Source organism: Psychrobacter sp. APC 3279 (genome assembly GCF_030407795.1).
GTDB lineage: Bacteria > Pseudomonadota > Gammaproteobacteria > Pseudomonadales > Moraxellaceae > Psychrobacter.
Window position 1 is genome coordinate 21,264 of the sequence record NZ_JASDCR010000013.1, and the last position, 13,227, is coordinate 34,490.

The 13,227-nt window shown below is 42.5% G+C and carries 10 protein-coding genes and 1 other RNA gene; 3 read left to right on the plus strand and 8 right to left on the minus strand.

Going from position 1 to position 13,227, the window contains the following annotated elements:
* Positions 1-42 precede the first annotated feature (42 nt).
* Positions 43-1,755 (plus strand): sigma-54 dependent transcriptional regulator, encoded by a 1,713-nt coding sequence (locus QL898_RS08445; protein WP_290176467.1) that lies wholly within the window; start codon positions 43-45, stop codon positions 1,753-1,755.
* Between the two features lie 74 nt (positions 1,756-1,829).
* Here QL898_RS08445 and QL898_RS08450 read toward each other — a convergent pair whose 3' ends face one another.
* Positions 1,830-3,299: a S41 family peptidase gene (locus tag QL898_RS08450; protein WP_290176468.1), complete on the minus strand. Its 1,470-nt coding sequence runs from the start codon at positions 3,297-3,299 to the stop codon at positions 1,830-1,832.
* A gap of 234 nt (positions 3,300-3,533) precedes the next feature.
* Positions 3,534-5,192 (minus strand): 2,3-bisphosphoglycerate-independent phosphoglycerate mutase, encoded by a 1,659-nt coding sequence (gene gpmI, locus QL898_RS08455; RefSeq protein ID WP_290176469.1) that lies wholly within the window; start codon positions 5,190-5,192, stop codon positions 3,534-3,536.
* Between the two features lie 247 nt (positions 5,193-5,439).
* On the opposite strand from gpmI, the gene ssrS reads away from it, so the two are divergent.
* Positions 5,440-5,635: non-coding RNA, 6S RNA (ssrS, locus tag QL898_RS08460), on the plus strand.
* Positions 5,636-5,762: 127 nt separating this feature from the next.
* Here the strand turns inward: ssrS and QL898_RS08465 are convergent.
* The gene (locus QL898_RS08465) at positions 5,763-6,395 is read right to left on the minus strand and encodes an FxsA family protein (protein ID WP_057760971.1); all 633 of its coding nucleotides are present in this window, start codon (positions 6,393-6,395) and stop codon (positions 5,763-5,765) included.
* 259 nt (positions 6,396-6,654) lie between these two features.
* Here QL898_RS08465 and ruvC point away from each other — a divergent pair, with 259 nt between their 5' ends.
* Entirely contained in the window at positions 6,655-7,239 is a 585-nt protein-coding gene (ruvC, locus tag QL898_RS08470; protein WP_290176470.1) for a crossover junction endodeoxyribonuclease RuvC, read from the plus strand.
* A gap of 160 nt (positions 7,240-7,399) precedes the next feature.
* On the opposite strand, the gene QL898_RS08475 is transcribed toward ruvC, so the two are convergent.
* The 5 genes from QL898_RS08475 to QL898_RS08495 form a co-directional block, all read right to left on the minus strand.
* Positions 7,400-8,350 carry an META domain-containing protein gene (locus QL898_RS08475; protein ID WP_290176471.1) on the minus strand — a complete coding sequence of 317 codons (951 nt, stop codon included), beginning with the start codon at positions 8,348-8,350 and terminating at the stop codon, positions 7,400-7,402.
* A 313-nt stretch (positions 8,351-8,663) separates the two neighbouring features.
* Positions 8,664-9,326 carry a glutathione S-transferase family protein gene (locus tag QL898_RS08480; protein WP_290176472.1) on the minus strand — a complete coding sequence of 221 codons (663 nt, stop codon included), beginning with the start codon at positions 9,324-9,326 and terminating at the stop codon, positions 8,664-8,666.
* Between the two features lie 219 nt (positions 9,327-9,545).
* Complete coding sequence (locus QL898_RS08485) at positions 9,546-10,184, minus strand: peroxiredoxin (RefSeq protein ID WP_057760978.1); 639 nt, start codon at positions 10,182-10,184, stop codon at positions 9,546-9,548.
* A gap of 204 nt (positions 10,185-10,388) precedes the next feature.
* Positions 10,389-11,141 (minus strand): phospholipase D family protein, encoded by a 753-nt coding sequence (locus QL898_RS08490; RefSeq protein WP_290176473.1) that lies wholly within the window; start codon positions 11,139-11,141, stop codon positions 10,389-10,391.
* A 162-nt stretch (positions 11,142-11,303) separates the two neighbouring features.
* Complete coding sequence (locus tag QL898_RS08495) at positions 11,304-13,043, minus strand: glutamine--tRNA ligase/YqeY domain fusion protein (protein WP_290176474.1); 1,740 nt, start codon at positions 13,041-13,043, stop codon at positions 11,304-11,306.
* Positions 13,044-13,227 lie beyond the last annotated feature (184 nt).

Below are 13,227 nucleotides of genomic sequence, written 5' to 3' on the forward strand. Positions count from 1 at the left end.
CAGCTATTGACTTTATAGCCATAAAATACGATGAGATGATGTATGACAACAACCGCGCTAGTCGTCGATGATGAAGTAGATTTATGTCGATTGATGCAAATTACCTTGACTAAAATGGGTATCAAAAGTGATGTGGCTTATACATTGTCGCAAGCAAGAACGTTTTGGCAAGACAACGACTACGATTTTTGTCTGACGGACTTAAAACTGCCAGATGGCTCGGGACTTGAACTGGTAAAAGAAATTAGCAATAGCTCTAATATTCCAATAGCAGTGATTACGGCTCATGGCAGCATGGATTTAGCTATTGAGGCATTAAAGCTTGGTGCCTTCGATTTTGTCAATAAACCGCTAGAACTACCACGTTTGCGCCAACTGGTAGAGAATGCCCTAAAAGTTATTCATCAAGATAACGAAGTACAGGCCGCACCGGAATGCTCTCCTGAACAAAAAATGCTAGATAGTAGATTGATTGGTAATTCTGCTGTCATGCATCCCCTCAAAAATACTATTTTAAAGCTAGCACGCTCACAGGCACCTGTGTTTTTATCGGGCGCTTCTGGCACAGGTAAAGAAGTGGTCGCCAGATTGATCCATGATTTAAGTCCACGGCGTGATGGCAGCTTTGTACCAGTGAACTGCGGTGCGATACCATCGGAGTTAATGGAGTCGGAGTTTTTTGGTCATAAAAAAGGTAGCTTTACAGGGGCTGTCGCTGATAAACAGGGATTATTCCAGCAAGCCAATGGCGGCACGTTATTTTTAGATGAAGTGGCGGACTTACCGTTAGCCATGCAAGTTAAGTTGTTACGTGCTATTCAAGAAAAAACAGTAAGGGCAATCGGTGATACAAAAGAAGTTCCAGTAGACATCCGCATTTTGTCTGCTACTCACAAAGACCTGAGCCAATTGGTACAAGATGGTGCATTTCGACAAGATTTGTATTATCGCATCAATGTCATTGAGCTAAAGCTTCCAACGCTTAACACACGCCGTGATGATATCCCTGTGTTAGCAGACCACTTTTTAGCGATGATTGCTGATGACTGGCAATTAGAGTCACCGCCGTCATTGACGATGGAAGCCTGCGAACGCTTACAACGCCACGATTTTGCGGGTAATGTCCGTGAACTACGCAACTTATTGGAGCGTGCAGTTACGTTAGCTGATACCTCATATATAGACGTTAGTCATTTAGGTCTTCCTGACATTGAACCTGAGCTTGTAAATACACAAGAGCAAAATCATAGCTCAGCTATCGATAGCTCTGAGCCACCTGCTCGCAACGTAGAAAATCAAATAGACGTTCAATCTACAGTCCAATCAACAAAGGACGGTGAGCAAGTCATTCAATCTAGCAATATGGCGACGCAGGTTGAGCAAAGAGTGACCAATTTACATCCCTATCGTACTAGCACCAACCACTACCCTTCAATGGTGCAGCATTCGTCAGCTAGTAATAACAGTTCGTCAACCAACGTAGCAAATACTTATGACAAAGAGTCGCTCCTTGCTTCCACCGCCCAACAAGAAACTTCTAAAGACATATCAGGTTTACAAGAATTGTTTGACGGTCAATTACCGCCTCAAGGGTTAGAGCATTATTTACAGGAACAAGAAAAGCAGCTGATTATCACGGCACTCAAACAAACTGGCTGGAACAAAACCCAAGCAGCTGAATTATTAGGAACCACCTTTCGTTCTTTACGCTACCGTATGAAAAAGCTCGAAATTTCTGAAGATGCGTTCGACTAGTTTCTTTTGAACGTCATCATCAAATATTTTTAAGCGTTGAATGGTATGTACTGTTAATTGAATGCTACGAAATTCTATTCTTTCGTAGCATTTTTTCTAACAAAGCGAATACCCGAATCAAGTGCTCGCGCCTTTACTAATTCTAAAGCTTGCTGCTCCCACGTGTTCTCGCTGCCAGATAAGGTCACATCAGGCTCTACACCGATCTCATCTATTTGTTTGCCTGCTGCTGTCATATAGTTGGCCACCGTTAATTTGACGGCTTGCTCATCGTTTAACGGTATGACCGATTGTACTGAACCCTTACCATAGCTGACCTCACCGATAATAGTAGCGCGTTTTTGTGCTTGTAAACTACTGGCAAGCACCTCTGCCGCTGATGCTGAATAGCGGTTTTGTAATACCACTAAAGGCAAAGGTTTAAGTATCGCATCACCTTGGGTCGATAGTACGCGTGATTTATTTTGACGTGCTTGCACCTGCACCACATCGGTATCATCCATAAATAAACTGGCCACGCTCACTGCTGATGTCAGTACGCCACCTGGATTATCACGCATATCTAGTAAAATTCCTGATATCGGAGCGTTTAAGTTAATTAAACCTTCTAGTAACTTCTCACGGCTGTTGTTTTGAAACGCCGGTAATTTGACAATGGCAATACCATCGACCAGTTTGGTCTCGATAATCTGTGGATGACTGTTATTACGCTGCAACGTCGTCGTGTGCTTACGGCGACCAGCTTTGGAAGTAATAATATCTACCTGCGTACCAGCAATACCCGTCAAAAGCTGCTCAACGTCATTAACCTGTCGCCCGTCGTCTAGCTTAAACTCATCAACTTGATGCAAATAATCACCAACTGCGATGCCTTTTTTGTCTGCAGGTGAATCATCGATAACCTCTGTCACGACCCAATAACCTGCCTCTGGTCGGTAATTAACCTTAATACCAATATCACCAACGTCGCCCTCAGTAAAAGCACGCAGGTTCTCATAGGCTTCTGCGTCCAAAAACTCAGCATGGCTATCAAGTTTGGTTAGCATACCGCTCATTGCATTGCTAAATAACTCTTCATCATTGACCGCATCAACGTATTGACGACGTACTAAATCCACCACAGCCACAAATGTCTTTAGCGTCTCAGGAGAGATAGCATTTAGCGATACTTGTGCAACTTCTGCTGGAATCTCCATATCAATATCATCAGCATCATCCGTCAGCGCGCTTTCATCTGGCACACTATCTATCGAGTCATCTGGCTCATCGGCGACATCTAACATATCAGCAATATTCGATAAATTATCAGCGTCGTTTTCATCCGCTATCTCATCTGCATTCAAACTGATGAGCTGTAGACCATTTGTAGGATTATCATTATTTGTAGAAGCTCCCACTGCTGCTTGTGCATTTACGCTAATCGCACAACCAAGCACACCTATTAAAATTGCAGGCTGCAAAACCTTGGACGCGACTGATGCCTTCCCTACTGATTTACTTAACCCTTTGGATAAAAAAGAACGTGCAAAAGAAATAGGCTGCATAAAAGAACTCATTTGAATAATAGAGAATACGAATTTATCGTTATATAGCGACTTACAAGATAGCACCAAACGCATATTTCGAACTAGCATAGTATTGCAAGTAAATTAAGTAAAATGTATCACAAAAAAAGGAAAGGATAATAGGTTATCCTTTCCTTTTTGATATCTTCTGGTACAGCTGTCAAGTCAGTATAAACCACAGTCATTTAAGTACTGTGTTTTAATTCGACTGGCCTAGACTGCTGGAACCAATAAGCTTTCACCTGTCATTTCGGTAGGGGCATCAACATTCATCAATGATAAAATAGTCGGTGCCACATCACTAAGTTTGCCGCCACGGCGTACTTGTAGCTTTTGCTCGCCCACATAAATCAATGGCACATGCTCTGTCGTATGCTGTGTATGTACTTGACCACTTTCGTAGTCTTGCATTTGCTCACAGTTACCATGATCGGCTGTAATAAGCATGTCACCACCAGCAGCACGCACTGCTGACTCGATACGGCCCACACAGACATCCAAGGCTTCTACGGCTTGTACCGCCGCATCAAAGATACCTGTATGCCCTACCATGTCACCGTTGGCATAATTGACTACTAGCACATCATATTTGCCAGATTCAATCGCTTCTACTAACTTATCAGTGACTTCGGGTGCGCTCATTTCAGGCTTCAAATCATAAGTTGCCACATCTGGAGATGGTACCAAGATACGCGTCTCGCCTTCATACTCTTCTTCACGGCCACCGCTAAAGAAAAACGTCACATGCGCATATTTTTCAGTTTCCGCGATACGTAGCTGTGTTTTACCTTGATCCTGCAGGTACTCTCCCAATGTGTTGGCTAAAGACGTTGGGTAATAAGCAATGCTGGTTTTTGGATTGTCAGCTAGGACATCTGAATACTTAGTTAGCATCACAAACGCTGCCAGTTTTGGCTGTTTTTGACGTGCAAATCCAGAAAACTCATGATCTGGCAAGACAAACGCTTGGGCAAGCTCACGAGCGCGGTCAGCACGGAAATTCATAAAAATAAGTGCGTCGTTATCATTAACAGTATATGGCACTTCATCACGTCCAATCACAGTCGTTGGACTGACAAACTCATCGGTCTCACGCGCTTTATAAGCAGCTTGGACAGCGCCATCTGCCCGTGTCGATAGACGATCAGCTTTACCTTCAGTAATCAGCTCATAAGCTTTTTGCACTCTATCCCAACGATTGTCGCGATCCATTGCATAGTAGCGACCGATGATACTCGCAATCTGTACGCGGCCACCTTCGTAATGAGCATTCAACTTATCAATATAGTCACGCAGACGATTGATGTACTTATCAGCAGATTTAGGCGGGGTATCACGACCATCTAAGAAACAATGAATAAAGACATTCTTGGCACCATGCACCAATGCTGAATGACACATACCTTCGATATGGTCTTGATGAGAGTGGACACCGCCATCAGAGAGCAAGCCCATAATATGGACGTTACCGCCACGCTCATTAGCCGCTTTTACCGCATTGACCAATGCTTCGTTCTTATAAAATTCACGATTGGCAAGCTCACTTGAGATACGAGTTGAGTCCTGATAAAGAACACGCCCCGCCCCTAAATTCATGTGACCGACTTCTGAATTACCAAACTGACCATCTGGCAAACCAACATCTTCCCCTGAAGCAGAAATAAGCCCATGAGGGTATTGCTGATAAATCTTGTCTAAATTTGGCATATTGGCGGCAGCAATGGCGTTATCTTTATCTTCTTCACGATGACCAAAGCCGTCCAATATCATCAAGACATGCGGTATTTTTTTATTCTGTGCACCGTCTTGGTTATTGCTAAGCTGTGTTTTATTATTATCAATAGAGTCTGATGCTTGTTGGGTACTGGTCATATATTACCGCTCCTCGAGTGAATGAACGCCTATAATGCTGTGTAAGGGAATATAAAGCCCTCTATATTAACACACATCTTGAAATAGCTGAAAAACTGAGCATTTTTCGTGAGTTTATGAATAATTTTATAGGGTTAGCTTGCGATGACTTTTCTATACAAGACAATATAAATGTGGCCAATTAACCAAGCTACGTATCAATCTGTAAATCATACTTGCAATCACTCATTTCATTGGTTAAGATAATTATATTCTGAAGTGTTGGCTAGTAGATGTTTATTCCCTGAGCCGATAATGCTTTACCAGGATGTGGTACCTATTGTCTCATTGTGTATGCCTGCACCGCTTGCGGTGTATCAGGAAACCTGCAGAGATGATGACGCATCCGCCCTGAACTTCACGGTTCATGGGTCACCATCTTACAGCGGCACTTCGGTTGTTTCATTCGGTTTGTACGTATATTCTTTATAAAAATATATTTCCTATAAATAGTATGCTTACTACCACTAAAAAACCCCTTTCGTCATCGACGAGAGGGGCTTTTTTTATGCTTACGATTTAACTAAATAGTTATTCGTCATTAGCAGACTTGGTAATTTTCTTTACATCTTTAGGAATGTTTTTGGCAGTACCATCAACCGTAGTATGCTGTTTAAACACATCACCAAATGGGTTTTGCTGCTGTTGACCAAATGGATTCTGGCCATTCATGCCACCTGCACCACCGAACGGGTTTTGACCGCCCATACCACCAGCACCGCCAAATGGATTTTGTCCGCCGCCCATTTGACCGCCCATCTGCTTCGCCATCATTTCCATCATTTTTTGCTGATTATTCATGACGTAATTATTGGCCAAGTCTTTTAGCTTTTTCTGCACAGGTGGTAATACTACCAACAACGCCATTAAATCACTAAGTACCCCAGGAATAAGCAGTAAAATACCAGCAGCTGCCATCGCGATACTCTTAATCATCGTGGTCTCTGGCGGACGCATCGCAGGGTTCATCATGCCACCAGCTTTCATTTGCTGTGCCATTGGATTAAGAGCAGCCATACCTTTGCGCATCAAAGAGATACCAATAACCGCGGCGATAATAAACCACATAAACACCCACCAACCGCTCATAAACTGAGCAAGCAAATACCACAGTAGCATCTCGATAATAAACCAAACGATGGCTATACCAACTATCTGACCCATAAAGTGTCGTCCTATAAAATAAAAACCAATAAATTGAGCGCCATGAAAATTAAAATGGCTAACATATGATGTATATGGGGATTGGTTGCTATACTATCAAACTTAAGGCTAATTTTTAAGCCATATAGTCGGTACAACATAATTTGGACACAAGGAAGGCGGAAGATAGTACTACGAATAGTGGGCTAAGCGAGTCTGATATCGTATCCAATTTATATAAGACTGAATATAAAATTACAGGTAAGCAAGACGGAATATTATGGCAATTATTATAGGCATTGACCCAGGGTCACGCATGACCGGTTATGGGATAGTACAGCAGACAGGTGACAAGCTGACCTATATCGATGCAGGGACGATTCGCACAGATACCAAAGAGATGCCTGAACGCCTCAAGCGTATCTTTAATGGACTAACCCGTATCACACAGCATCATTTAAAATATGCTAACGAGCCTATCTATACGGCAATTGAGCAAGTATTTATGGCAGAAAACCCTGATTCTGCGCTTAAGCTTGGACAAGCACGAGGTGCAGCGATTGCAGCAATGGTTGCACTAGATTTAGAAGTGTCAGAATATACGGCTCGGCAGATCAAACAAGCCGTCTGTGGTTATGGAGCAGCGGCCAAAGAACAAGTACAAGAGATGGTGTGCCGGATATTAGCGTTAGAAGTCGTGCCGCAACAAGATGCTGCCGATGGACTTGCCTGCGCCATCTGTCATGCTCACTCAAGCCATTCAATGAACAAACTGATATTGAATAGCGCCATGCGTGGTCGCGGTGCCTCCAAGAAGAAAGGCCGTTGGCGTTTGACCGAAGAAGATTTAGGTAACTTACGTTAAAGATCAGCGTTAAAATAGCGAGGCGTTAAGATAGCGAGGTGTTGAAGCAGAAAAGCGTCAAAATAGATAAACAGCAAATTAGACACCCCATAAAAAACACACGTTACTAGACGCGTGTTTTTTATAACTATGAGCATTTCAAAGCTCAAACTACAGTAAGCTACTCTACAACTGCACTTTCAATGACAGCATCTAGTATATAAGCATACTTTTCATCGGCAGTATCATCTTTAGTTGGCTCATTAGTCTCTGATAATTCATCGATGTTTAGCGGATAGCGTTGTAAGCGTAATACTTCTTCGTGTTTGCTGTCATGCTGATAGCCATCGATTTCACCAACGAATACTCGCCACTGTCCTTCGTGAGTTTTAATGCCCTGATCATTATAAGTAATAGGCTTAACTTGTAGACACTGCTCAGAGTTACCTGCTTCGCAAGGTACTGTTTCGGAGTTTACTGCCCAAAATACTGTTTCACCCTTACTGTTATATTTCGCTTGTGCAGTGAGCCTACCATTCCATACTAAAGTCACATCACCGTCAGTAAACTGGGTCAATACTGGGTTATCGCCTTGATCAATTTTGAACTCACTACTGCCCTGCATCAAAGTGTTCAAGGAGTTTTCTGCCACATCTAGCTCGCCACAAGACATCTTTGTACTCATACCCTCTTCAGTAGTTAAGGTATGCCCTTTTAATTGATAGCCAGCACTAATCGTATTACAGCCTACGCTATAGCTTAGCGTGTCTTGCCCTTGATATTGGTTGAATGCAAGCGTTACCTGACTGTTGATATTCGCAAATTCAGCCATAGGTTGTTCATTGGCGTCGACTGCGTTTACTAACGTCCAACGATGATGAGATAAGGTGGTCGTCAGCTTATCTTGAGCGGTTAATTCAACAGGTTCAGATTCGTCTGATGTAGGGTTCATACTAGATACCAGACCTTCACTTACGGCTAAGTCTGTCATCTCGCCAGCTTCAGCACCCTGCGATGTATCATTTTCGCTAGACGCCGCTTCTTTTTGACACGCACTTAGCATCAGACTAACTGCCATCATACTGGGTAATAGCAGTAATTTTAACGTTGGCTTGTTTCGGCTACCTACCATATTGCATACCTCTTAGTAAGCTTGTACAACTTATCTCGCGTACCATCTATGTTTCAAAAATCTATTCAAAAGAAGTCATAATTTAAAAGCATTCTTCTTAAATAAACGTTTTAAAAACATAATTGATATAACTAAGCTAGATTAACCACTATAACCTTGGCTCTATTAACCTATGTAACGAAATGTTGATATTTATTATATTTCATAAAAAAACAGCTAACGATTGAGGTTAGCTGTTTTGATTTATAGCGATCAATTTACCAAATAGGTTAATAGATAAGTTTTATGATTTAAACTATTTTTCTAGAACCTTTTAGTCATTCACACTTACAGGTTTGGCTTTAGCCATATTCTTAATACTAAAGCGTTCATTCATCTTTTGATAAAAACGAGCCAGGTTTTCGCCTTGTTCATTAGGATTAATTTTTAATAATTTACCAAAATCCAAACTTAGATATAGCACGATATCCGCAAAACTTAATTGTTCACCTACTAGGTATTCGCGACCTTCTAATATCGTCTCAAAATACGCCATGGCTTTAACCGCACGAGCAATTGATGGTGCGACGAACTCGGGCACTTGCTCAATACGTTGTGCCTTAGATGGATGACTGTGCTGAAACGCGAGCATCAAGTTATACATCACTTCAAACTCTGCAACACGGCGCATAGAGCAAACTTGCGCACGCTGTACCACATCATTACCCATGACCGAACGCTCACCATAAACACGATCCAGATACTCACAAACTGCCTGAGAATCATTTAATACGGTACCATCATCTAAGGTCAAAACAGGTACGGTCTGCATTGGATTCATTTGTGTAAAAGCTTCTGACATTTGCTCATTTGCCGCAAAATCAATGTCTATCACATCGACATCATCCATGTCGTCGACATCGATACCTTTTGAAGCCAACAAGATAAGCACTTTACGTGGATTAGGCGCTGTACGGGTAATATATAGTTTTTTCATAGCAAACTCCTTGTAAGAATGATTGGACAGCGATTTGACGCTGATACGCTTTATTATGGTTGTTGTACTGATAAGCACAAATATTAATACGCTATACCACAGTTATAGCCTAATCTGGCCATCATGGCAAAGTGTTATTAATCATAAAGTAGAAATAATAAAAGCCCCATAACCTTGAGTCATGGGGCTTTATTTAATCACATTTATACATCAGTCTAATTATTTGTTTGGTGCAGGTGTGGTGCGTAGATACGGCTTAATCTCTTTGTGACCTTTTGGATATTTTGCAGCGATATCTTCGTTTTTCACACTTGGTGGAATGATTACGTCGTCACCATCTTTCCAGTCTACAGGTGTCGCAATGTTATATTCATCCGACAACTGTAATGCGTCAATTACGCGGATAATTTCATCAAAGTTACGGCCACAGCTAGCAGGATATGTCAGCGTTAGACGAACTTTTTTGCTTGGATCAATGATAAAGACGCTACGTACTGTATGAGTGCTATCAGCATTAGGATGCATCATGTCATATAGCTCAGCGACCTCTTTGTTAGGATCAGCGATGATTGGGAAGTTCATATCTGTGCCTTGAGTCTCACCGATATCGCTCGCCCACGCTTTGTGATCTTCTAGGCTATCAACAGAAATACAAATCGGCTTTACATTGCGCTTTTGGAACTCGCCATTTAGTGCAGCGGCGCGACCAAGCTCAGTGGTACATACTGGCGTGAAATCTGCTGGATGCGAGAAAAAAACGACCCAATGATCACCTGCCCATTCATGAAAATTGATGTCACCTTCTGTGGTTGTAGCGTCAAAATTTGGTGCGGTATCACCTAAACGTAAATGTGCCATGCTTGATTCCTTAGCTATGTGAATGAACGCTTATATCGACACGTCGGCCTCGCGTTCTATTATTATCATCGACGTGCTCACCATAAAAACGCAAAGCACATCCGTAAAAACTGACTTTATAGTAACAAACTGGTTATGAATGTCTTGTGACGGATTGTAATGCGGTTATTCCATTTAACTCTAAGTAGATATATCGATTATTTATTAAACCACCATCCCTGCATCCCATAAGCAAAACTCACCAAACTTGCCTTTTTTGCTCACGCCACCAGCTGCACGTCCAGCATCAGTCAATACCAATTCACCATCTTGCGCTTCTAAGTAACCCGCTGCAAGCAACTTATCATTTAATTCTTGGGTCTTGAGCCCCAACTCTTTGGCAAGCTTGGCGGTGGTCAGTTTAGAATAATTAGGTGTGGTGTCTGTTGTAGTCGCAGACGGTGTCACTGGCGGCTGAGATGCCGTGCTTGCAGTTTTAGTATTGGATTCAGGCTGGTTCTCAGTTTCAGTGACTTTCTCAAGAGACATCCTAACTTCATCACTGATACGAATAATGCGTTGCGCTTCTTCATAAGTATCAGCATAAAGTTTGGCATCATCATTACGATAAATCAGTACGCCCATCTCATTATTATTGACTTGGCTAAATTCGTACAGGTTCAAACTGGTAATAATGCACTCGTTTTCATTCAGGTAGCATTTCGCATGCAAGTTTTTGCAAAAGCTGGTACGAATAAACGTTAGGTTTTTTAACCAGTTTATTTCTTCTGGGTGTAAGTCATTTTTGCCATAGACAATGCGAATATCGATTTTTAGACGGTTGCGATCTTCTAGCAGCTCTTTAATGCGTTCATTCAGCTTCAAATATGGGCTAATAACAATCAACCGATCAGACGCATTTTTAATCAACTCTTCTAAATGATAAGTCGTCCCACTGCTATTCAAAAATTTTGCCATGCTCACTTCCTTAGATATTACTGTCAAAAACTTTATAATTATTCACAAAAAAGCCCATCCCTAGCGTACTAGAAATGGGCTTGCTTGCAAACTACTATTGTTCAGTATTGTTTCAAAACATCATTTTAGCAATGACATTTTTAGAGACTGGGCCAACATAGATTACGCTGGCTTATAGCTATCGCGCAAGCTAACGATTTGGTTAAATACTGGCTTATCCGTGCTGTGATCTTCGCTATCGGTGATAAAGTACCCTTCACGCTCAAACTGGAAACGCGTACCAGCATCCGCATTGGCTAAAGATGGCTCAACCACTGCTTTTAGCTCAGTGAGCGAGTCAGGGTTTAGCGCTTGATGGACATCAGCGACGCTACTTGGGTCTTCAGCACTGAATAGCTGCTCATACATGCGCACGATCGCTGGTACACCTTGACTGGCTGATACCCAATGAATCACGCCTTTGACCTTACGGCCTTCAGGGTTATTGCCTAAAGTAGCAGGATCAATCGTCGCTTTTAGCTCAACGACATTGCCACTTTCATCAGTGATATGCTCAGTGACGGCTAGCACGTAAGTGTTACGCAGACGAATCTCTGGCTTTTCTGGTGATAGGCGCTTGTAGCCTGCTGGCGGTTCAATTTCATAATCACCTTGATCAATGTATAAAGTCTCGGTAAATGGAATCTCACGCTCACCCATATCCACGTTAGGATGGTTCGGCTGAGTCAACCAAAGCGTCTGCGTCGCATCATCAAAACGTGCAGTCACGCTATCGGCTTTTTGCGACTCCCAACTGCTGACCGCTTCACTAAAGTTAGTGATCGTCACTTTTAATGGCTTTAGTACCGCCATGCCGCGACCAGTTGTCGTCTCTAATGACTGACGGACGCTAAATTCCAATAAGCGAAAATCAACCACGCTATCGGCTTTGGTCACACCCACACGCTCACAAAAATCACGCAAGCCCTCTGGCGTATAACCACGGCGGCGCATACCAGCGACGGTCGGCATACGAGGATCATCCCAACCACTCACAATACCTTCATCGACGAGCTGCTTGAGCTTACGCTTACTGGTCAATGTATGGTCCACGTTTAAGCGGCTAAACTCGTACTGATGCGGCGGCACGTCAAAGCCGATCTTGGCGATGACCCAATCATAGAATGGACGATGGTCTTCAAACTCAAGCGTACATAGTGAATGAGTGATACCTTCGAGCGCATCAGAGAGTGGATGCGCAAAGTCATACATCGGATAGATGCACCATTTATCACCTGTCTGATGATGAGATTGATGCATCACGCGGTAAATGACAGGATCACGCAGGTTCATATTTGGGCTAGCCATATCAATCTTGGCGCGCAAAATAGCCTTTCCTTCAGCATATTTACCGTCTTTCATATCGTTGAACAGCGCTAGGTTTTCTTCAACGCTGGCATCACGATATGGTGAAGGCGTTCCTGCTTCATTAAATGAACCACGGTTTTCTTTGATTTGCTCAGGGGTTTGCAAATCAACATAAGCGTCGCCTTGCTCAATCAACTGAATTGCCCATGCATGCAACTGATCAAAATAACCTGAGGCATAATGCGCCTCGCCTGCCCACTCAAAACCTAACCACTGCACATCGTTTTTAATATTGTCGATGTAATCTTGCTTTTCAGCGGTTGGGTTGGTGTCATCAAAACGTAGGTTGCACACACCGCCGAACTCTTTGGCCACACCAAAGTTTAAGCAGATAGATTTTACGTGACCTAAATGCAGGTAGCCATTTGGCTCAGGCGGAAAGCGCGTTACAATTTGCTGGTATTTTTGCGCATTGACATCGTCACGAATGATATTACGAATAAAATCGTTTTTTGCTTCGTCTTTTTGTGCATTGTTGCTTGAGTGATCACTCATCGGGCATTGCTCCTAACGCAAATTGTCAGTTCATGGTGCGTGCCATCACGCATCACGAAACGTTTAAACTAAAGTGTTAAAATAAAGCGAGAATATAAAAACCTAGATAGTGCGACCGCATTATCAAAATTTGTCAAAAATGGGTAAAGTTGCGTTATTCTATCAGGTTTCGCAAACGCATTAA

What these genes read in the sequence shown, in the direction of transcription:
- QL898_RS08450 (WP_290176468.1), bottom strand. Translation starts at nt 3,299, where the DNA reads ATGCAGCCTATTTCTTTTGCACGTTCTTTTTTATCCAAAGGGTTAAGT.
- QL898_RS08495 (WP_290176474.1), bottom strand. Translation starts at nt 13,043, where the DNA reads ATGAGTGATCACTCAAGCAACAATGCACAAAAAGACGAAGCAAAAAAC.
- QL898_RS08480 (WP_290176472.1), bottom strand. Translation starts at nt 9,326, where the DNA reads ATGAAAAAACTATATATTACCCGTACAGCGCCTAATCCACGTAAAGTG.
- QL898_RS08475 (WP_290176471.1), bottom strand. Translation starts at nt 8,350, where the DNA reads ATGGTAGGTAGCCGAAACAAGCCAACGTTAAAATTACTGCTATTACCC.
- QL898_RS08465 (WP_057760971.1), bottom strand. Translation starts at nt 6,395, where the DNA reads ATGGGTCAGATAGTTGGTATAGCCATCGTTTGGTTTATTATCGAGATG.
- QL898_RS08445 (WP_290176467.1), top strand. Translation starts at nt 43, where the DNA reads ATGACAACAACCGCGCTAGTCGTCGATGATGAAGTAGATTTATGTCGA.
- ruvC (WP_290176470.1), top strand. Translation starts at nt 6,655, where the DNA reads ATGGCAATTATTATAGGCATTGACCCAGGGTCACGCATGACCGGTTAT.
- QL898_RS08485 (WP_057760978.1), bottom strand. Translation starts at nt 10,184, where the DNA reads ATGGCACATTTACGTTTAGGTGATACCGCACCAAATTTTGACGCTACA.
- gpmI (WP_290176469.1), bottom strand. Translation starts at nt 5,192, where the DNA reads ATGACCAGTACCCAACAAGCATCAGACTCTATTGATAATAATAAAACA.
- QL898_RS08490 (WP_290176473.1), bottom strand. Translation starts at nt 11,141, where the DNA reads ATGGCAAAATTTTTGAATAGCAGTGGGACGACTTATCATTTAGAAGAG.